The organism is Rhodoluna sp. (genome assembly GCF_024639375.1).
In the GTDB taxonomy this organism is placed as follows: Bacteria; Actinomycetota; Actinomycetes; order Actinomycetales; family Microbacteriaceae; genus Rhodoluna.
Window position 1 is genome coordinate 1 of record NZ_JAHEIM010000008.1, and the last position, 20728, is coordinate 20728.

Consider the following 20728-nt stretch of genomic DNA (forward strand, 5'->3'; position numbering starts at 1 on the left):
AGCCCTCGGCCACCGCAGTGACACCGGAGTTGCGCACCAAGAAACGTTCCCCGACGATGCCGCGAAGCAACATGGTTCCGCTGGTAGCACCGTAGCCAATAACGTTTCCGGCGATGATGTTTTGCTCGGCTGCAAACACGCTTGCACGGTCTGGACGAACCACGATGGTTCCACCTGAAAGACCCTTGCCGACGTAGTCGTTCGAGTCACCCTCAAGCGAAAGTTTGATTCCCTTAGGCACAAATGCGCCGAATGACTGACCGGCTGAACCCTTTAGCGTGATGTCGATGGTTGCCTCAGGCAATCCATCCGCAGCAAAGCGCTTGGTTAGCTCGTTGCCCAGCATGGTGCCCACTGCTTGGTCAACGTTGGTTATGTCGAGTGAAATCTTTACCGGCTGTGCATCTTCAAGGGCTGCGGTTGCCAAAGCGATCAACTTGTGGTCGAAGTGCTTCTCAAGCTCGTGGTCTTGCACAGTGATGCGGCGACGAGAAGCGCCTGCAGGCAAGGCTGGTGAACTAAGGATTGGAGTCAGGTCCAAACCGTCGGCCTTCCAGTGCGAGATTGCTCGGTTGACATCGATGAGTTCGCTGTGACCAATCGCTTCGTCTAGTGTGCGGAAACCAAGAGCAGCCAGGTACTCGCGAACTTCTTGAGCCAAGAATTCAAAGAAGTTAACTACGAACTCCGGCTTACCAGTGAAACGCGCACGCAAGGTTGGGTTTTGAGTAGCTACACCAACTGGGCAAGTGTCAAGGTGGCAAACCCGCATTAAGATGCAGCCCTCAACCACCAACGGCGCAGTTGCGAAGCCGAATTCTTCAGCACCTAGCAGCGCTGCGATAACAACGTCGCGACCGGTCTTCATCTGACCGTCAACCTGAACCGAAACACGATCGCGCAAACCGTTTAGCAACAACGTTTGCTGAGCTTCGGCAAGACCAAGTTCCCAAGGGGTGCCGGCGTGCTTCAAAGAGTTCAATGGGCTTGCGCCGGTTCCGCCGTCGTGGCCGGAAACCAAGATCACATCGGCCTTTGCTTTGGCAACACCCGCAGCAACGGTTCCGATACCAACCTGCGAAACAAGCTTCACGTGCACACGTGCGGCACGGTTAGCGCGCTTCACATCGAAGATCAATTGCTTGAGGTCTTCGATTGAGTAGATGTCGTGGTGAGGTGGTGGCGAAATCAGACCAACACCCGCGGTTGAGTGACGAGTCTTAGCGATCCACGGGTAAACCTTATTAGGTGGCAATTGGCCACCCTCGCCTGGCTTGGCACCCTGGGCCATCTTGATTTGAATGTCATCTGCGTGAGTCAAATACATGCTGGTTACACCGAAGCGACCAGATGCAACCTGCTTAATTGCAGAGCGGCGAGTTGGGTCGAGAAGACGTTCAACATCTTCACCGCCTTCACCGGTGTTTGATTTTGCACCAAGTTGGTTCATAGCGATTGCTAGAGTTTCGTGCGCCTCAGCCGAAATCGAACCATAAGACATGGCTCCCGTTGAGAAGCGCTTAACGATCGATGAAACCGGTTCGACTTCGTCAATCGAAACAGCAGGGCGAACACCCTCGCGCAATGAGAACAAACCACGCAGAGTCATTAGGTTCTCTGCTTGGTCGTCAATTGCCTTGGTGTATTCGCGGAAGATGTCGTATCGCCTGTTGCGAGTTGAGTGCTGCAACTTGAAGACGGTTTCAGGGTTGAAAAGGTGTGGTGGGCCTTCGCGACGCCACTGGTATTCGCCACCGGTCTCGAGAGACTCGTGAACATTGGTTGAAAGCTCAATTGGGTAGCCAAATGCGTGACGTGAAGCGATTTCGTCGGCGATAACTTCGATACCGATTCCACCGAGTTGGCTGGTGGTTCCGGTGAAGTAGGTGTCAACGAACTCTTGGCTCAAACCGATAGCTTCAAAACACTGAGCGCCTGAGTAAGACGACACTGTTGAGATGCCCATCTTCGACATGATCTTCAGAACACCCTTGCCGAGCGCCTTCACCAAATTGGCGTGAGCCTTCTCGGTGGTTAGACCAACAATTGCGCCTGACTTAACCATTTGCTCAACAGATTCAAGAGCTAGATATGGGTTGATTGCTGCAGCTCCGTAACCAATCAAAGCTGCAACGTGGTGAACTTCACGCACGTCTCCGGCCTCAACAACAAGACCAACATTGTTGCGCAGCCCTTCACGAATTAGGAAGTGGTGCACTGCGGAAGTTAGTAGCAACGAAGGAATCGGTGCCATTTCACGGTTGCTGTCTCGGTCAGAAATAATCAGGTAGGTAGCGCCAGACTTAATTGCGTCGTGCACCTGACCGAAAATCTCGCGAATGCGTTCGGCCAGAGCTTCTGCACCACCATCAACACGGTAGGTTCCCTTGACGGTGTAAGCCTGACCAACACCTGGGCGCTCGTCGATGTGCTGAATCTTTGCCAACTCGTCGTTGGTGATTACCGGGAAATTCAAAATTACCTGCTGAGCGTGTTCAGGAGTGGCAGTTAGCAAGTTGCGAACTGGTCCAATTCCGGTGCTCAGTGAAGTGACAACTTCTTCGCGAATCGAGTCAAGTGGCGGGTTGGTGACCTGTGCAAATTGCTGAACGAAGTAGTCGAACACCAAACGTGGGCGGTCTGAGATTGCCGCAATTGGAGTGTCTGAACCCATTGCACCAAGAGGCTCTGCGCCGGTGCGCGCCATTGGCGCCAAAAGAATGCGCAGTTCTTCTTCGGTGTAGCCGAAAGTGCGCTGACGGCGGTTTACCGAAGTAGCGGTGTGGGCAATGTGCTCACGCTCAGGTAGGTCTTTCAAATTGATGCGGTTGCCTTCAAGCCACTCGCCCCAAGGTTCGAAAGAAGCAATCTCTGCCTTGATTTCGTCGTCATCAATTAGTCGACCATTAACGGTGTCGGCCAGGAACATGCGACCAGGCTGCAAGCGACCCTTGCGAACAATCTTGCTCGGGTCAATGTCGACCACACCAATTTCTGATGCAAGCACAACAAGGCCGTTGTCGGTGATGATGTAGCGACCTGGGCGCAGACCATTGCGGTCAAGGGTTGCACCAACCAATGAGCCGTCGGTGAAGATAACCGCCGCTGGGCCATCCCAAGGTTCCATCAACATCGAGTGGTACTCATAGAAGTTCTTGCGACTCTCGTCGATGTCGCTCTGCTTTTCCCACGCTTCAGGAATCATCATCATCATTGCGTGAGGTAGCGAACGACCACCCATGTAGAGCAACTCAACAACTTCGTCGAACGACGCCGAGTCACTAGCACCAGGAGTAATGATTGGGGTCAACTGCTTGATGTCGCCAAGTACATCGGCGCCAAGTTGAGCTTCACGTGCGCGCATCCAGTTGCGGTTACCCTTGACGGTATTGATTTCACCGTTGTGCGCAATCATGCGGAATGGGTGTGCCAATGGCCAAGAAGGGAAAGTGTTGGTTGAGAAGCGAGAGTGCACCAACGCCAGAGTTGATTCAAAACGCTCGTCGCTTAGGTCAGGGTAGAACGGCTCAAGCTGAAGCGTTGTAACCATGCCCTTATAAACAATCGTGCGTGACGACAGTGACGGGTGGTAAGCGCCGGTTGAGCGCTCTGATCGGTTGCGCAAACGGAAAGCGCGCCGTTCAAGTTCAATGCCAGTTGCAGCATCTGGGGCTGAAACAAACACTTGACGAATCACAGGCATCGCAGCGCGAGCCAAGTCACCCAAAACGCTTGGGTTAGTTGGCACTTCACGCCAGCCCAAAACCTGAAGTTTTTCTTCGGTGGCTAGGTTTGCAAAAGCTGCTTCGACCTGCTGCTCTTGGCCAGGTTCAATGAAAACTAGACCAGCGGCGTATGTGCCCTTGGCTGGCAATTCAAACCCGGCAACTGCTCGCAAGAAAGTGTCTGGTAGCTGCGAAAGGATTCCCGCACCATCACCGGTGCCGGCGTCTGAACCAACCGCGCCACGGTGCTCAAGGTTGCGCAGGGCGTTGAGCGCGGTGTCAATAATGTCGTGACCAGCCTTGCCGCGAAGAGTCGCAACCATGGCAAGGCCACAGGCGTCTTTCTCGTTAGCTGGGTTGTAGAGTCCGGTTGCTGCAGGCGCAGTACCAAATCTCTCAAACGGCGACATTACGGGCATGCCACGCTCCAATCTTTAATCAGAGGGACAACACTGGCCCAGAAAAAGGCGTCGAAATGACGCAGGAAACAAGGGGTTATTTAGGTTCCGAGTCTAATGCATCGGGGGCAACATCAAGGGCTTTTGGCCCCTTACCAGGCAAGTAAACCGTGGTCTCCAGGCCCGGGTGGCGCATTCGCTGCACAAAGAAGATGGCCAAACCAATGGCGATGCCAAACAAAGCCGACCAAATGTTAGTTCTAAGACCTAGGATGATGTCGCTCGGATCTATGCGCAAAGACTCGGTCCAAACGCGGCCAATTGAGTAGAAAACCAGGTACAGGCCAAACAACTTTCCCCAGCGAAGCTCATATTTGCGGTCTAGCCACAGCAAAAGGGCCACGCCAATCAGGCTCCAGATCGACTCGTAGATAAAAGTCGGGTGAAAAAGGGTCTCCGTTGGCAACCCCTGCGGAATCGCCTGGTTGCCTGGATCAATCTGAAGACCCCAAGGCAGATCGGTTGGCAGACCAAAAAGTTCTTGGTTGAAATAGTTTCCCCAGCGACCCAGGGCCTGCGCCAACAAAATGCCAGGTGCCACGGCATCGGCAAAAGACCAGAACTTGATTCCAGCGCTGCGAGCACCAAGCCAGGCGCCGAATGCACCGCCAATCAGTCCGCCATAAATTGCAATGCCGCCCTCCCACACGCGAAATACTGCGGTGAGGTCGGCGCCGTCATAGAAATAGTCATTGGTGTGGGTAAGCACGTGAAAAATTCGGGCGCCAATAATGCCGATCGGCACAGTCCAGAGCGCAACATCCAAAGCAAGGCCACCATCGGCCCCGCGCGCCTTTAGTCGACGATTAGCCAACCAAATTGCCAAGACGATGCCAGCCAAAATAAAGAGAGCGTAAAAGTGAACGCGCACTGGCCCCAGATCGACATAACTAATCGAAGGGCTAGGGATGCTTTGCAAGATGTTCAATTTGGAAACGACTACTTTCTAAGGGGTTTGGAAAGTTCTTGAACTTTGGCTTTGAGAGCTTCTAGCCCGCCGTCTTGATATGCGCGCACGAAGGCTGAACCCACGATGGCGCCATCGGCATATTGATTTACTTCAAGCACCTGATCGGCGGTTGAAATTCCGATTCCAACGGCAGTGTTTTGCTCGGTCGAAGCGTGACGAACCGAAGAAACAACTTGCTTGGCGAGTTGATCTACTTCTTTGCGAGCACCGGTGATGCCCATCGTTGAGACGGCATAAACAAATCCGCGGCTCAGATCCACTGCGGTTTGCACTCGCTCGGATGAAGAAGACGGTGCCGCCAAAAATACTCGGTCTAGTTCAAATTCGTCAGAGGCTTGCAGCCATTCTTTTGCTTCGTCTGGAATCAAGTCAGGAGTAATCAGGCCTGCTCCCCCGGCTGCAGCAAGGTCACTGGCAAATTTCTCGACGCCGTAGCTGAGCACCGGGTTCCAATAGGTCATCACCAAAACCGGTGTGTCAACTTGCTGGGTAATGCGCTTGACTGCCTCAAATACTTGCTTAAGTTTGAAACCGTTTTCTAGCGCAACCAATGTTGCAGCCTGAATCACGGGGCCGTCCATCACCGGGTCGCTGTATGGCACGCCCAATTCAAGAACGTCAACACCGTTTTGACACATAGTGACTGCGGCTTCAACCGAGTCATCAAGGGTTGGATAACCGGCTGGGTAATAACCAATTAGCGAGCCAAGCCCTGCGGCTTTGTTGGCCTTTAGTTTTTGTGAGGTTTTACTTGCCATCTTTTGCACCATCCAAGATGCCGAAGTACTTGGCGGCAGTTTCCATGTCTTTATCGCCACGACCACTGTTGTTCACCAAGATGTTCGAACCGGCTGGCAGGTGCCTGCCAAGCTTTAGTGCGCCGGCAAGACCGTGTGCGGTTTCAATCGCCGGGATAATTCCTTCGGTGCGGCTAAGCAGTCGAAGAGCATCCATAGCTTCGGCATCTGAAATGCCCCAGTACTGGGCACGGCCGAGGTCTTTCAACCATGCATGCTCTGGGCCAACACCTGGGTAGTCGAGGCCAGCTGAAATTGAGTGGCTATCCATGGTCTGACCGTCTTCGTCTTGAAGCATGTAGCTCTTTGCTCCGTGCAACACACCTGGGCGCCCATAGTTCAAAGTAGCTGCGTGCATTGGGGTGTCCATGCCCGCGCCGGCCGCTTCAAAACCAAACAGTTGTACATCGGCATCATCTAAGAATGCATGGAAGAGACCAATGGCGTTTGAACCGCCACCAACACAAGCCGCAAGTGCGGTTGGCAAGAAGCCGAATTCGTCGAGCATCTGCTGGCGAGCCTCAATGCCGATTACCGAGTGGAAGTCGCGAACCATCTGCGGAAACGGGTGCGGGCCCGCAACGGTGCCAAGCAGATAGTGAGTGTTGTCAACATTGGCAACCCAGTCTCGAAGAGCTTCATTGATGGCATCTTTTAGAGTGCGGCTGCCGGTCTTCACCGGAATAACCTCGGCCCCGAGCAAACGCATTCGTGCAACGTTGAGAGCCTGACGTTCGGTGTCGACCTCACCCATGTAAACCACACACTCGAGACCAAATAGTGCTGCCGCGGTTGCCGAGGCAACACCGTGCTGACCGGCACCGGTTTCGGCAATCACACGAGTTTTGCCCATGCGCTTGGTTAGCAGTGCTTGACCCAACACGTTATTGATCTTGTGCGAACCGGTGTGGTTCAAATCTTCACGCTTTAGAAAAATACGAACATCTCCAGCGTGCTCGGCGAAACGCTTTACCTCGGTAATGATCGAAGGGCGACCAGTGTAGGTGCGGTGCAACTCGGCAAGCTCGTGTTGAAACGAAGGATCTTTTTTTGCCACGTTGTAGGTGGCTTCAAGTTCGTCTAGTGCTGCAATCAGCGATTCAGGCACAAAGCGGCCACCGTATTCGCCGAAATATGGACCTTGTTGATCTCTGAGGTTAGACATGAGTTAAATTCTAAGACTTGCCGGCTTGCAAGAAGGACTGCAGCATGGCCGCTGGATCATTGGTGACTAGGGCCTCGCCTACCAACACCACGTCTGCCCCAGCTGCACGGTAGTGAGCCACGTCATCAGCATTGCGAACCGCTGACTCGGCAATCTTGATTACATCGCTTGGAATCAGGTGCACAAGTTTGCCGAATAGATTGCGGTCAGTTTCGAAGGTTGACAGGTCACGCGCATTGATTCCAATCAACTTCGAATCGATGTCGAGCGCGGCCTTGAGCTCATCTTCACTGTGAGTTTCGACAAATGGAGTCATGCCCAGCTCATGCGTAAAGGTTTTTAGGCGTTGAATTTGAGCAAGTGGAAGGCCTGCCACAATCAACAGGATGATGTCGGCACCAGCGGCTCGAGCCTCAAGAATTTGATATTCATTTGCGATGAAATCTTTGCGCAAAAGTGGCACAGACACCGCGGCACGCACGGCAACAAGATCTTCGAGTGAGCCCTTGAACTTGCGCTCCTCGGTTAACACACTGATTGCGCTGGCACCATTTTGGGCATAAGTTTTGGCTAGTTCGGCCGGCTCGGCAATTTCGGCTATGTCACCACGGGATGGCGATGCGCGCTTAACCTCGGCAAGAACCTTGATTTGATCAATCGGAGCCAAAGTCACCATGGCATCAAGTGCTTTAGGAGCAGCAAGCGCCAACGATTCAATTTTGCTTAGAGAAATTTGCTCTTGTCTGCGCTGAGCATCAGCGATGGAGCCAGCAAAAAGCTGATCGAGCACTAGTGGCTGTTCTTGGACTTCGAGCCGCCAACACCATAGCCCTGGCGCTTTAGCACGAATCCAACGCCAACACCTGCAACGGCAACCACTGCAGAAAGAATGACTAGAACCGGCTGGTCAAGCCAGAAGAACAAGGTGCCCGCCGCTGATGCCACCATGATGATGGTTACGGCAGCCCAAGAGGCTACTGAATCGCCGTGGCCTGGGTCGCCTGCTGGCAGGTTGTGGTTCTGAGACATGCTTGCCTTTCTGGTTCTTTACTAAATCTTAGCGTTGAGAATCCCACAGCGAGATGCTGTCGGTAGGAGCTTTTGCTACGGATTGTCGCCGCTCGATCTTTGCCACGCGGGCAGGCCAATGGCGCTCGGTTAGCAAAACGATCGCGGTGGCCAGCACAAGCAATACAAACCCAGCGATTCCAACTTGAGCCCAAAACGTGGTGACCACGTCGACATTCTTAATTCCGTGATTGGCCGCGATTCCCGTGGCTTTCTCAATCTGAACACTGAGACCGGATATATCCGAGGTAGACACACGGCTAATTAGCAGAGCCAAGCCGGCAACTGAAAGCAGCAACGCAAAACTCGCAATTATCTTGCGGGCAAGAGTGCCCACAAATGAAATCACGAACGCGGCGGCCAAGCTGGCCAGCAAAACTGCCGAGATGAATGAATAAGAAGTGAAGCCGTCGAATTCAGAAATGGTGACCGCATCGCCGTTGGGTGACATGCTCAATTGAAACCAGGTTTGACTTGCCGCAATTGTGGCGGCACCAAGGGCAATAAACCACAAGCCAAGCGCGCTGGTCTTCTTGATTTTCAATTAATTTCCTCGAAGTGAATTTGCTGCGACCACAGCACGCATCGGTGCCCCTGCTTTTGAAAGAGTCTCTTGATACTCGGTTTCGGGAACCGAATCGAGCACTAGGCCTGCGCCTGCCTGCACGTGTGCAACACCGTCGCGAATAAACGCGGTTCTAATGGCAATCGCAAGGTCTGCGTTTCCGGCGAAGTCAAAGTAGCCAATGACGCCACCATAAACACCACGGTTTGAGTCTTCGAGTTCATCGATGATTTCAAGCGCGCGTGGCTTGGGTGCTCCAGATAGCGTTCCCGCTGGGAACGTGGCGCGGAACACATCCACAGGTGATTGATTCTCGCGAAGCTCTCCCTCAACGGTTGAAACCAAGTGCATGATGTGGCTGTATCGGTGAATCTGCATGAACTCGGTGACAGTGACCGAGCTTGGCTCGCAAACTTTCAGTAGGTCGTTTCGGGCCAGGTCAACCAGCATAAGGTGCTCGGCTTTTTCTTTGTGATCTATCAATAACGATTCTGCGTGTTCGGCATCTTGCGCGTCGGTCTTGCCGCGCGGGCGTGAACCAGCAATCGGGTGTGTGATCGCCTTGCGATCGATAACTTTGACAAGAGCTTCGGGCGAAGAGCCAACCACTGCGTATGGCCCTGCTTCGTCTACGAAATTAAGCAGGTACATGTAGGGGCTTGGGTTCAATTCGCGCAATGCACGGTAAACCTCGAGTGGGCTGGCAACGCAATCAATGTCGAAGCGCTGCGACAACACCACCTGGAACACATCGCCGATGCGCACGTAATGCTTGGCTTTCTCGATTGATTCGAGGAAGTCTGATTTGAGCGAACGATTGCGTGGGCGCAGTTCACCATCGAGCTCAAAAGTACCCTCGTGCACAGCACTTGGCTTCTTGAGGTCTTGCAACATTTGATCGATGTGCAAGAGGCTTAGTGAATGTGCCGCTGAAAGGTCAATGTTGTCTTCGACAAAGACATTCGAAACCAAAAGCATGGTTTGCTCTAGATGGTCGACAACCACCAAATCACGGAACATAGCCAAGGCCATGATTGGTGCCGGGTAATCAGCCTTTGGCGCTGGGCCAAGTTTTTCAATTTCACGAATTAGATCCCAGCCAAAAAGACCCACCAAGCCAGAAGTAAGTGGCGGCAAATTTTCGTGCGCAGCTGAATGCCAAGCCGTCTGAATCTGAGCCACGGCATCCAAAGCGTGCTCTGAAAGTTCCTCGCCATTGGGCAATGGTTGTGAACCGGTTTCGGAAACCCAATTGACCAAACCAGAAGCGCTTTGAATCAAGGTGCCGCGGTTGCGCACACCGATAAAGCTGTAGCGCGACCAAATGCCCTGTTCTGCAGATTCAAGCAAAAAACTGCCAGCCACATCGGCCGCAAGCTTTTCAAAAACCGAAAGCGGAGTCTCAGCGTTTAGTGGAACAGTTTCGATGATCGGCACCACACGGTGCACAGTCGCCAACTTTTGCAAATCGGCAAGTGTGAAATTGACCATTAGTCCTGCACCTCAAAAAGGGTTGCGGTGTCAAAGCATGACTCGGTTCCATTGTGACAAGCCGGACCTGTTTCATGAACCTGAATCAGCAAGGCGTCTGAATCACAGTCAACTTCGATAGAAACAACTTTTTGCACGTTGCCCGAAGTTTCACCCTTGTGCCACAACGCATTACGAGATCGCGAATAAAAGACAGTCTCGCCAAGTTCGATCGTTTTCAGCAAAGATTCTTGGTTCATCCAAGCCATCATCAAGACGCGCTTTGATTCAGCACTCTGCACAATTGCAGGAATCAAGCCTGATTGGTTATAGGCAAAACCAAAAACTGCATCGCTGTTGAAATCCATTGTTATCTCGTCTCGTATCCTGCTGATTTTAACGCCTGTTTGGCTTGCGCAATCGAGACAGAACCCTCGTGAAAAATCGAAGCCGCAAGAATTGCGTCGGCACCCGCAGCCGCAGCAACCGGAAAGTCTTCTGCCTTGCCCGCTCCACCGGATGCAATCACTGGAATCGGCGAGATGGCGCGAATGGCGGTTAGCATCTCGGAGTCAAAGCCCTCGCGAGTGCCATCGGCGTCGATGCTGTTCACCAGCAACTCGCCAGCACCAAGCTCGATGGTTTGCTCAACCCAGGATAGAGCGTCAAGATCAGTTTCGTTGCGGCCACCGTGAGTGGTGACAATAAAGCCAGACTCCGTTTTTTCAGAGCGTTTCAGATCGAGAGAAATGACCAAGACTTGGTTTCCAAAGCGGTTCGCAATGTCACCAAGAAGCGCTGGATTGGAAATTCCCGCTGAGCCAACGCTCACCTTGTCAGCACCAGCACCCAGCAGTCTTGCTACGTCGTCAACCTCACGAATACCGCCGCCAACCGTGAGTGGAATGAAAACCTGCTCGGCGCAAGCAGTCACCAGGTCATACATAGTCGAGCGATTGTCAACAGTTGCGTGCACGTCAAGAAAAGTTAGTTCGTCGGCACCGTCGAGGTAATAGCGAGACGCAAGTTCAATTGGGTCACCGGCGTCGCGCAGGTTAAGAAAGTTGACACCCTTAACTACTCGCCCATCGGCAACGTCGAGACAAGGAATGACTCGAATTGATAGGGCCACTAGATTCTCGCTGCGTGAATTGCACTAACTAGAATCGCGCGTGCACCAAGTTGATAAAGTTCGTCCATCTTTGAGTTGATGTCTTGTGTGCGCACCAGGGCACGAACAGCAACCCAATCTGCGTCACGCAACGGCGAAATTGTTGGCGACTCAATGCCCGGAGTAATTGCCGAAGCCTGCTCTACCAAATCAGTTGGGCAGTCGTAATCAAAAATTACGTACTCGCGCGCAACCAAAACGCCCTGCATGCGACGCAAAAGTTGTGCGTGCTCATCTTTGATGTTCGGAGCAATGATCAAGTGAGCCGAGCTCTCGAGAATCACCGGGCCGAAAATCTCTAGCCCAGCTTGACGCAAGGTGTTGCCGGTTGAAACCACATCGGCTACGGCATCTGCAACGCCAAGACGAACGGCCACTTCAACGGCACCGTCGAGCTGAACCAATTGAACGTTCACGCCCTCTTTTTTTAAGAAGTCCTCAACTAGGTGTGGGTAGGCAGTGGCAACACGCTTGCCGGCAAGATCAGCAATCGACTTGAATGCACCCACCGGGCCCGCAAATCTAAAAGTCGAACCGCCGAACCCAAGGTCGGCAACCGAGTTTGCAGTTGATCGACTGTCAAGCAATAGGTCAAGGCCGGTGAAACCAACATCCAAAGAGCCTGAACCAACATAGGTTGCAATGTCGCGTGGACGAAGGTAAAAGAATTCAATTTCGTGTGCTTGGTCTACCACGTGCAGATCTTTTGGATCGCGACGAACGGTATAACCGGCTTCTTTCAACATCAGAATTGCTGAGTCAGAAAGGATGCCCTTGTTTGGAACAGCTACCTTTAGCATTTGTCTCTTTCGTAAAATTTTTAGAAGTTTTTCTCGAGGTCGTCAAGGGTGATTCCCTTGGCGGTCATCAGCACCTGCAGATGGTAGATCAACTGAGAGATCTCCTCTGCGGTGCGCTCCTTGCCTTCATATTCGGCGGCCATCCACACCTCGGCGGCTTCTTCGACAATCTTTTTGCCAATGGTGTGAACCCCGGCATCAAGCCATTTCACGGTTTCGGAGCCCGCAGGACGCGAGGCAGCCTTTTCGGTGATTTCGGCGAGTAGTTGTTCGAAGGACTTCATCCCTCTAGGTTACCCGTAAACCCCTGATTCATTCGGTTCTAGTGATGGTGTGCGAACCCGGCGGTCGCTAAATCGCGCAGATTATCGATTTGCTTGGCTCGATCATCGGCCTTAAACACCGCACTTCCGGCCACGAAAGTGTCGGCGCCTAGTTCGGCTACTCGAGCAATGTTTGATTCATCAATTCCGCCATCAACCTGAAGCCACACGTCAAGCTTCTCTTGATCGATTTTGCGACGTGCAGCCGAAACCTTTTCAAGTGTGCTCTCAATAAGCGATTGTCCGCCAAAGCCCGGCTCAACAGTCATCACCAGTAATTGGTCAAATTCAATCAGGGAGTCAAGAATGCTATCCACCGAGGTTCCTGGCTTGACTGCCACACCGGCACGGGCGCCAATGCTGCGCAACCTTCTGGCCAGCGCGATCGGGTCGGCAGCTGCTTCAAGGTGAAAGGTCACAGAGAACGCACCCGCCTCGGCGTATCCGGGGGCCCATTTATCGACTTCTGAAATCATCAAGTGCACGTCTAGCGGCTTAGGGGTAATTTGCTGCATTCGATGCACCATTGGCAGACCAAAAGTTAGGTTCGGCACAAAGTGGTTGTCCATGACATCCACATGAATAAGGTCGGCGTTAGCAATGGTGTTGAAGTCGCGCTCGAAATTGGCGAAATCTGCCGAAAGAATGCTTGGGTTGATGCGCGCTGACATGCATTTAGCCTAATGACTTGTGCAATAAAGCGATGAACATGGCATCGGTCTGATGCAGGTGTGGCCACAGTTGCACTGTCTTGCGCTTGGTGTTGAGCTGCAGGTTTGGGTTAATCTTTGCCAACACGGCGTTGCCGTCAAGCAATTCAACCCCGGATAACTTTCGCGTCGCCCATTCCACAACCGAATTAGTCTCGGCGATGTGAGGTGAACAGGTCACATAAGCGAGCACGCCACCGGGTTTGAGTGCGGCCCAAGCGCTGGTCAGCAACTCTTCTTGCAGTTTGCTCAGTTGCGCAACGTCGCTTTGCTGTTTGCGCCATCGGGCTTCTGGCCGTCTGCGCAACGCACCAAGACCTGTGCAAGGCGCGTCGAGCAAAATTCGATCGAACTTGTTTGGGCTGTCGGTGCCAATTTCGCGTCCATCTTCGATGGTCACCCTGATTGAGCTATCAACCGGCTTTAGAGCTTGTGCCACGAGTTTGGCTCGATGCTCCGAAACCTCGTTGCAAACCAACTTGGCTCCGGCGAGCTTGGCTTCAGCGGCAAGCAGCGCAGCCTTGCCACCTGGGCCAGCACACATGTCGAGCCAGAGCTCATCCTTGGCAACCGGTTTCACATCGACTAACGCGAGGGCTGCAAGTTGCGAGCCCTGATCTTGCACACGCACGCGGCCTTCTCTAAAGGCAAGCAGTTGATTCGGGTCGCCGCCATCGAGTTGTGCGCCGATTGGGCTGGCTGGGCCCACTTCGAGATCTTCGAAATCGTCTTGATTGGCCAAGCCCGGCAGGGCAACCAAACTAACTAACGGCGCAATGTTGTCGGCTAGCAAAAGGTCTTGCAGCTCCCCCTCATGGCCGTCTAGTTTTAGCGCAGTGCCAAGAGCGCGAACTACCCAGATTGGATGTGAAAACTCAACGGCCAATCGCTCATCAGGGTTCTCAAGACCTTCCAAAACAATCGCGAGCCATTCCTCGCGCGTGCGCTCAGAAACACGGCGCAGCACACCGTTGACAAATCCGACCGCACCTTGACTGAGTGCTGCCTTAGCAAGGTTTACGGTTTCGCTAAGCGCCGCGTGCGACGGAACTCGCATGCCCAGAATTTGGTGTGCACCGAGTCGCAGAACTACTAAAGCTTTGATGTCTATCTCGTCGCTGTAACGCTTGGCGCATTCTTCAATCACGCGGTCGTAGAACAACTGCCAGCGCAAAGTTCCAAAAGCTAGTTCCTGCGCGAAACCAGTGTCACGGGTGTCTAGACCAGAGCGATCGAGCAACTTGGGTAAGAGCAAGTTTGCATATGCATCTTCAAGTTCGACAGCCAGAAGCAATTCGAGCGCAACTGATCGCGAAGAAGTCTTGCCTTTAAATTTATTCAATTGAATGCCACCGATGTTTTAGAGATTTGACCGCGAGCCCAGTCGGTAGCCAGCATTGCTTTTTTTCCAGCCGGCTGCACTTCTTTGAGTTCGAGCAAAGTGCCGCCCCCGCAATTAACAATTACTTGTTCAGAAATAGAAACTGTGCCCACCTGGGAATCCTGTTGAGAAAGCGCCGACCAGTCCGTTGCTCCTAGCGCGCGAGCATCAAGAATTCGAAAAGTCTCTTCATTGAGATTGGTCCAAGCCATTGGTTCTGGATTCATCGCCAATACGCGGCGCTCAATGCGCACCGCAGTTTCATTCCAGTCAATCGCACCATCATTGCGGGAGAGTTTGGCGGCTAACGGCAACTCCTTGGCTAGTTCTTGGTCTTGCGGCTGGGCCGAGATCAAACCGGCCTCAATTTGTGGCAATACTTCAAGCAACGCACTGATACCAAGGGTAGTTAGTCGATCAAGCAAGCGGGCGGAATTCTCCCCCGGTTCGATTAGTGACGGCACCCGCAAATAAACCGGCCCGGTGTCCATTCCTTCATCAAGCCTGAAAACAGTGACGCCGGTTTCACGGTCACCAGCAAGAATGGCTCGCTGCACTGGGGCGGCACCTCGCCAATGCGGCAAAAGACTGTAGTGAACGTTGAGCCAACCCTTGTCTAATGCAGCTAGAGCTTTGGTTTTTAAGAATGCGCCATACGCAACAACGACTCCCAGCTCGGCGCCGCTGGCTGCGATTAGTTCTAGAGCAGTGTCGTCAATCACATTGGTCTTGAGCAATGGCAAACCGAGCGCATCAGCCATTTCGGAAACTGGCGATGGCGTAATTACCTTTTTGCGTCCAATTGCCGCATCCGGGCGAGTAATAACCAGAGCAATCTCTGTGCCGTTTAGGTGAAGTGCCTTGAGGGTAGCCGCAGCGTTATGTGGAGTACCCGCAAAAACTAACTTCAAACTGCACCAAGCCTTTCAGCCTCTAGATTACTTGCGAGTCATCCATCTTGATGCGAATTGGGCGCACTGCCCGACCCGATTTTGCACTCACACGACTCTGCCCCGCCGATAGTTGAAGACTCAACGCCTTGAGAAACTCAGCCAACTTAGCGCCTTGAGAGTATTCGTAGCGCAAAAGAATGCGCCAGGTTTGCACAGCGGGCTGTTGGTTTGAAGCAATTGGGCCGAGTACTTCGACTCCTTCGAAAGAAGACATGGCAGTTACTACTTGCTCAAGCAGTGGTCGCTCGGCTTCTACCGATGCCATTCTTACCGCAGGTGCGAATCGAAGTTCTTTGCGATGCTGCAACTCAATTTTTGCCAGTTCAACCTGTGACCAGAGCGCAAGCTGTTGCCCAAGTTTCTGAGATAAGCCAGTGATAACCGCGTGCCCACTTGGCGCCAATAATGCAATTGAATTGCTCCATGATCGCAGTGCATCCTCGGTTGCCCTGAGGCTGTCTTTCGAAAGTGTTTCTTTTGCATCAAGAATTACCACTGCCGCGTAACCACCCGGCACTCTTGGTTCGGCACCTGGGGTTGCCACCACGATCGTCTTACCTGGTTTGATCCACTGCAGTCGATGTTCAGCGTTGGCTTCGATTATTTGCGCCTGCGCGAAGGCTTTGCCGAACTCAGAAGTTGTGCGGGTAGAACCGGCGCGACCTTGCTTGAGTGCTCTGCCACCACAACTTTGACAGGTGAAATTCAGATTCGTGGCGTTGCACCAACGACAACGTGGATGTTTATCGGCGCCCAGCCAAATTGGACCAGCACAAATATTGCAACTTGCTCGGTCTGAGCAATCAGCACAGTAGGCAGAAACGGATTGACCCTTGTTTGCCACTTGAACCAGCACGGCCCCTGAATCAAGGCCAGTGCGAATCGCTTGCCAGGCCATCGCGTCTACCCGAGACTCAGCCGTTGATACTGCTAGTTTGGGAACCGCAAAACTGCGGGTGACGTCACTGAGATAACCAAGCTCGACCAACCGCTGTATTTCGGTTGAGCGCGAGTGAGCTGCAAAAAATATGTTGCAACCACTCTGCTGTTGACGAATCAGTGCAACATCACGCACATGAAAATACGGCGAGGTCGGCTCAACCAGCGCTTGGTCACCGTCATCCCAAATCAGTATTGATCCAAGATTGTTTACCGGTGCGAAAATTGCAGCCCTGGAACCTATAACTACGCTCGCGCTTTTTTGCAAGGCCGCGAGAAACGCAGAGTAGCGTTTCGACGGGGTTTGGTCGGTTGAGTAATCAACAACCTGATCTGCAAACTCGCTTTTAGCAAGTGCCGATAACAACAGCGCCTGGTCTCGATAGTCGGGCACGATCGCGATAGTCGAGCGACTCTGCGAAACCTCGGATTTTATTCGCGCTAGAAATTCGGCTACCCAAAGCGGCTCATCGGCAATTTGAACCGGCTGCTGCAAAGCGGTTTCGCGCAAACCCTGGGGTTTGTTTAGCGCAGCAATAATTTCGCCATTTTGGTCAATAGCTTTTTTCTCAACTGCAACAGAACGGGCCGGAATAGCTAATTTGAGAACATCCGAGGCAGTGGCAGCTTGGCGATCGGCTACTGCCCTAGCCAACTTATAAATATCGGCGGTAAGCACAGTTAGCGGCGAAATCACTTCAGCAACTTCGGATAATTGCCCATCGAAACTTGGCGTCTGGACAAGTTCAACTACGAACGCCGAATGTTTAGCTGTGCCCCTGCCAAAAGGAACCTGCACACGCACACCTGGTTTTACCGAGTCAACTAAATGCTGCGGAATTGCGTAATCAAATAGGCGATCGAGTTGCGGCAACGGCGAGTCAATAGCAACTCTCGCGAAGGTCAATTGCTACTCCTAGGCGTTTGCTGCTGCGCGCAAATCTGCTGCGCGATCAGTTGCTTCCCAAGTGAAGTCTGGTAGTTCACGACCAAAGTGACCGTAGCTTGCGGTCTTTGAATAAATCGGGCGAAGCAAATTCAGTGCATCGATAATCGCCTTTGGGCGCAGATCAAACACGTCGTTGATTGCGGCAACGATAGCTTCGTCGGCAACCTTGCCGGTACCAAAAGTTTCTACATAAAGACCAACTGGACGTGCGACACCGATTGCATAAGCAACCTGCACTTCAACGCGATCGGCCAAGCCCGCGGCAACAACATTTTTAGCAACCCAGCGCATCGCGTAAGCAGCCGAGCGGTCAACCTTTGAAGGGTCTTTGCCTGAGAATGCTCCACCACCGTGACGACTTGCGCCACCGTAGGTGTCGACAATAATTTTGCGACCGGTTAAACCGGCGTCACCCATTGGGCCACCGATTTCAAATTTGCCGGTTGGGTTGATAAACAACTTAACGTTTGAGAAATCCAGACCCGATTGAGACAAGATCGGATCGATAACACTTGACTTCATTGCCTCAACAATTTGATCGTGAGTAACACCTGGATTGTGCTGGGTTGACAAAACAACCGCTTCAATTGTGCGCGGCGTGGTGCCTTCGTAGCCGATGGTCACCTGAGTCTTGCCATCAGGGCGCAAGAAATCTACAGTCTTGTTTTTGCGCACCGCGGCCAATTGCTCACTCAAGCGGTGAGCCAAGTTGATTGCTGTCGGAATCAGCGTTGGCGTTTCGTTTGTGGCATAGCCAAACATGATGCCTTGGTCACCGGCGCCCTGCGAGTCATACTCATCCGCAGATTTGCCAACTCGGGATTCAAGACCCACGTCAACACCCTGTGCGATGTCAGGAGACTGTTGACCAATCGAAATTGAAACACCACAGCTGTCGCCGTCAAAACCGATATCAGAAGAGGTGTAGCCAATCTCACGAATCTTCTCGCGAACCAACTTTGGAATCTCAACGTAACCAGATGTGGTTACTTCGCCGGCCACATGAACTAGGCCGGTGGTCACCATGGTCTCAACTGCAACACGTGATGTTGGGTCTTGCTCGAGCATGGCGTCGAGAATCGTGTCACTGATTTGGTCACAGATTTTGTCTGGGTGACCTTCGGTGACTGATTCTGAGGTGAATAGGCGAAGGGAAGTCATAATTGCTCAAGTATATCGTCGCGATGCGACGAAGCGGCTAGGCCAACTCAGATTCGATCACGTCAAGCAACTCAGCGGCCACCAGAGCCTTTGATCCCTTGGCGCTAACTGCCCGACCCGACTTGGTGAGGATGAGCGTGTCATTGGTTTCGGCCCCGAAAACTGCTCCATTCGAGACATCATTGGCAACCAAAATGTGGCAACCCTTGCTTGCCAATTTGTGCTGAGCAAATTTTTCAAGTGCCTCGCCACCCGCAGTTTCAGCTGCAAAGCCAACAGTGATGCACTTGCTATTGTCAGCAGCAAGTTGGGCAACGGCGTCAGCCAAGATGTCTGGGTTCTGCTCCAAGGTAATTTGAATGCTGCTTTGCTCTGCAAACAATTCAGCACGCTTGAGTTTTTGCTCGGCACCATTGGCGACTTTGAAATCAGAGACCGCAGCAGTCATAACCAAAACGGTTGCCTCGGATAGCGTTGCCGCTACCGCAGCCTGCAGTTCTGCAGCGGTGTGCACATTCAGTTGAGCGTCGAATTCATTGCTGTCTTCTAGATTTGCTGCAATCAGGGTAACTCGCGCGCCACGCGCCTTCGCCTCACGAGCAATAGCGATGCCCTGCTTGCCACTCGAGTGATTGCCAATGAATCGCACCGGGTCAATTGGTTCTTGGGTGCCACCCGCGGTGACCACAAAGTGCTTGCCGGCTAGCGAACTCACCGGATAATTTGCCAAAGCAAATTTCACAATTTCTTCTGGTTCCGGCAATCGCCCGATTCCATAATCTGCACCGGTTAGGCGGCCTTCGGCAGGAACCATCACGCGAACACCGCGCTCTTCAAGTGTTGCCACATTCTCTTGAGTTGAAGGGTGATTCCACATTTCGGTGTGCATTGCCGGGGCAACCACCACAGGTGCCTTGGTGACCAAGAGAGTGTTGAGCAATAAGTCATCGGCGATGCCGGCCGCATAACGACCCAAGAAAGCGGCAGTGGCAGGTGCAACTAAGACAAGGTCTGCTTCTTGACCCAAGGCAACATGTTTTACCGAATCAACATCGGTGTAGAGATCTGGGTCAACGGTGTTGTGCGACAGTGCCTCAAGCGTGGTTGCGCCAATAAAACGCAATGCGTTAGCGGTTGGAATTACTTTGACCGAGTGGCCAGCCTCGGTGAGCTGGCGAATAATCGAAGTTGCCTTATATGCAGCGATACCGCCGGTGACACCAACGATTATGCGCATGATCTAATTCGCTAAAGCGATTATTCGGTGGCGTGCTTCTGAAGCTTGTTCTGGTCGATCTCGTGCATTGCAATGGTCAACGGCTTCTCGTCAACGGTTGCCTCAACCAATGGACCTACGTTGTTGAAAAGGCTGCCTTCGTGCAACGCAGAGTAGTAGTCGTTAATCTGGCGCGCGCGCTTTGACGCAAAAATAACCAATTCGTACTTTGAGTTCACCTTGGTTAGCAAGTTGTCGATTGCTGGTGAAACGATTCCTTCAAGCTTGTCAGACATGATTCAACTTTCTGTTGTCTTTAGCGAGGCTTAAAAATGTGGGCGATTTGAATAATCGCTAGGCCTGCATCAATTCTACGACTTCGGTGGCACATCTGGCCACCTGATCGTTGATAACCACGTGATCAAACTCAGACTGGGCAGCCAATTCAGCTTTGGCAGTTTCAAGGCGACGCGCCTGTTCTTCGGGGCTCTCTGTGCCTCGAGACTCGAGGCGACGCACCAATTCATCCCAAGATGGTGGCGCAATGAAGATGAGCCTGGCCTCTGGTAGGGCCTGCTTTACTAGCCGGGCGCCCTGAATGTCGATTTCGAGAAGCATCAATTGGCCAGTTGCCAATGCTTCTAGAACGCGTTTTTTGGGAGTGCCGTACTTGTTTTCACCGTGAACCACGGCGTATTCAAGCATCTCTCCCCTGGCAATCAGGTCATTAAACTCAGCCATGCTTAAGAAGAAGTAGTCCTTGCCGTCGACTTCGCCTGGTCGCGGTGACCTTGTGGTGGCCGAAATTGAAAGCTTTACCTGCGGATAGTGATCGAGGATGTACTTGACCACAGTGCCCTTGCCCACCGCGGTGGGGCCGGCAATTACGGTCAACTTATTAGTCATG

The 20728-nt window shown here is 52.6% G+C and carries 20 protein-coding genes; all 20 read right to left on the reverse strand.

The window, feature by feature from the left end; genetic code table 11:
* Positions 1–4144: glutamate synthase large subunit (gene gltB / locus Q0L28_RS03485; RefSeq protein WP_296631666.1), on the reverse strand; the 4144-nt coding region annotated here is incomplete at its 3' end.
* A 76-nt stretch (positions 4145–4220) separates the two neighbouring features.
* Positions 4221–5102, reverse strand: a complete 882-nt coding sequence (gene lgt, locus Q0L28_RS03490) for a prolipoprotein diacylglyceryl transferase (protein ID WP_296631669.1) — start codon at positions 5100–5102, stop codon at positions 4221–4223.
* Positions 5103–5122: 20 nt separating this feature from the next.
* Positions 5123–5911 (reverse strand): tryptophan synthase subunit alpha, encoded by a 789-nt coding sequence (gene trpA, locus Q0L28_RS03495; RefSeq protein ID WP_296631672.1) that lies wholly within the window; start codon positions 5909–5911, stop codon positions 5123–5125.
* Complete coding sequence (gene trpB, locus Q0L28_RS03500; RefSeq protein WP_296631674.1) at positions 5901–7115, reverse strand: tryptophan synthase subunit beta; 1215 nt, start codon at positions 7113–7115, stop codon at positions 5901–5903. The genes trpA and trpB overlap by 11 nt, the downstream gene beginning before the upstream one ends.
* Positions 7116–7125: 10 nt before the next feature.
* Positions 7126–7905: an indole-3-glycerol phosphate synthase TrpC gene (gene trpC / locus Q0L28_RS03505; RefSeq protein ID WP_296631676.1), complete on the reverse strand. Its 780-nt coding sequence runs from the start codon at positions 7903–7905 to the stop codon at positions 7126–7128.
* Positions 7905–8144, reverse strand: a complete 240-nt coding sequence (locus tag Q0L28_RS03510) for a DUF6704 family protein (protein WP_296631679.1) — start codon at positions 8142–8144, stop codon at positions 7905–7907. Before Q0L28_RS03510 ends, trpC begins: the two co-directional genes overlap by 1 nt.
* Before the next feature lie 28 nt (positions 8145–8172).
* Complete coding sequence (locus Q0L28_RS03515) at positions 8173–8727, reverse strand: Trp biosynthesis-associated membrane protein (RefSeq protein ID WP_296631684.1); 555 nt, start codon at positions 8725–8727, stop codon at positions 8173–8175.
* Positions 8728–10239 carry a chorismate-binding protein gene (locus Q0L28_RS03520; protein ID WP_296631687.1) on the reverse strand — a complete coding sequence of 504 codons (1512 nt, stop codon included), beginning with the start codon at positions 10237–10239 and terminating at the stop codon, positions 8728–8730. It lies immediately after the preceding gene.
* Positions 10239–10586 carry a phosphoribosyl-AMP cyclohydrolase gene (hisI, locus tag Q0L28_RS03525; protein WP_296631689.1) on the reverse strand — a complete coding sequence of 116 codons (348 nt, stop codon included), beginning with the start codon at positions 10584–10586 and terminating at the stop codon, positions 10239–10241. The genes Q0L28_RS03520 and hisI overlap by 1 nt, the downstream gene beginning before the upstream one ends.
* A gap of 2 nt (positions 10587–10588) precedes the next feature.
* Complete coding sequence (hisF, locus tag Q0L28_RS03530; protein WP_296631692.1) at positions 10589–11350, reverse strand: imidazole glycerol phosphate synthase subunit HisF; 762 nt, start codon at positions 11348–11350, stop codon at positions 10589–10591.
* Positions 11350–12189: an ATP phosphoribosyltransferase gene (hisG, locus tag Q0L28_RS03535; RefSeq protein WP_296631695.1), complete on the reverse strand. Its 840-nt coding sequence runs from the start codon at positions 12187–12189 to the stop codon at positions 11350–11352. The genes hisF and hisG overlap by 1 nt, the downstream gene beginning before the upstream one ends.
* Before the next feature lie 20 nt (positions 12190–12209).
* Positions 12210–12473 carry a phosphoribosyl-ATP diphosphatase gene (locus tag Q0L28_RS03540; RefSeq protein ID WP_296631697.1) on the reverse strand — a complete coding sequence of 88 codons (264 nt, stop codon included), beginning with the start codon at positions 12471–12473 and terminating at the stop codon, positions 12210–12212.
* A 38-nt stretch (positions 12474–12511) separates the two neighbouring features.
* The gene (gene rpe / locus Q0L28_RS03545) at positions 12512–13183 is read right to left on the reverse strand and encodes a ribulose-phosphate 3-epimerase (protein WP_296631700.1); all 672 of its coding nucleotides are present in this window, start codon (positions 13181–13183) and stop codon (positions 12512–12514) included.
* A 4-nt stretch (positions 13184–13187) separates the two neighbouring features.
* Entirely contained in the window at positions 13188–14564 is a 1377-nt protein-coding gene (locus tag Q0L28_RS03550; RefSeq protein ID WP_296631703.1) for a transcription antitermination factor NusB, read from the reverse strand.
* On the reverse strand, positions 14561–15514 hold the full coding sequence (gene fmt, locus Q0L28_RS03555) for a methionyl-tRNA formyltransferase (RefSeq protein WP_296631705.1): 954 nt from the start codon (positions 15512–15514) through the stop codon (positions 14561–14563). Before fmt ends, Q0L28_RS03550 begins: the two co-directional genes overlap by 4 nt.
* A 22-nt stretch (positions 15515–15536) precedes the next feature.
* Complete coding sequence (locus Q0L28_RS03560; protein ID WP_296631708.1) at positions 15537–17402, reverse strand: hypothetical protein; 1866 nt, start codon at positions 17400–17402, stop codon at positions 15537–15539.
* Between the two features lie 9 nt (positions 17403–17411).
* A complete protein-coding gene (gene metK, locus Q0L28_RS03565; RefSeq protein ID WP_296631710.1) occupies positions 17412–18605 on the reverse strand; it encodes a methionine adenosyltransferase in 1194 nt (397 codons plus the stop codon).
* Between the two features lie 37 nt (positions 18606–18642).
* Entirely contained in the window at positions 18643–19842 is a 1200-nt protein-coding gene (gene coaBC / locus Q0L28_RS03570; RefSeq protein ID WP_296631713.1) for a bifunctional phosphopantothenoylcysteine decarboxylase/phosphopantothenate--cysteine ligase CoaBC, read from the reverse strand.
* A 20-nt stretch (positions 19843–19862) separates the two neighbouring features.
* Positions 19863–20117: a DNA-directed RNA polymerase subunit omega gene (rpoZ, locus tag Q0L28_RS03575; RefSeq protein ID WP_296631717.1), complete on the reverse strand. Its 255-nt coding sequence runs from the start codon at positions 20115–20117 to the stop codon at positions 19863–19865.
* Between the two features lie 58 nt (positions 20118–20175).
* Complete coding sequence (gmk, locus tag Q0L28_RS03580) at positions 20176–20727, reverse strand: guanylate kinase (protein WP_296631719.1); 552 nt, start codon at positions 20725–20727, stop codon at positions 20176–20178.
* Between the last annotated feature and the right edge of the window lies 1 nt (position 20728).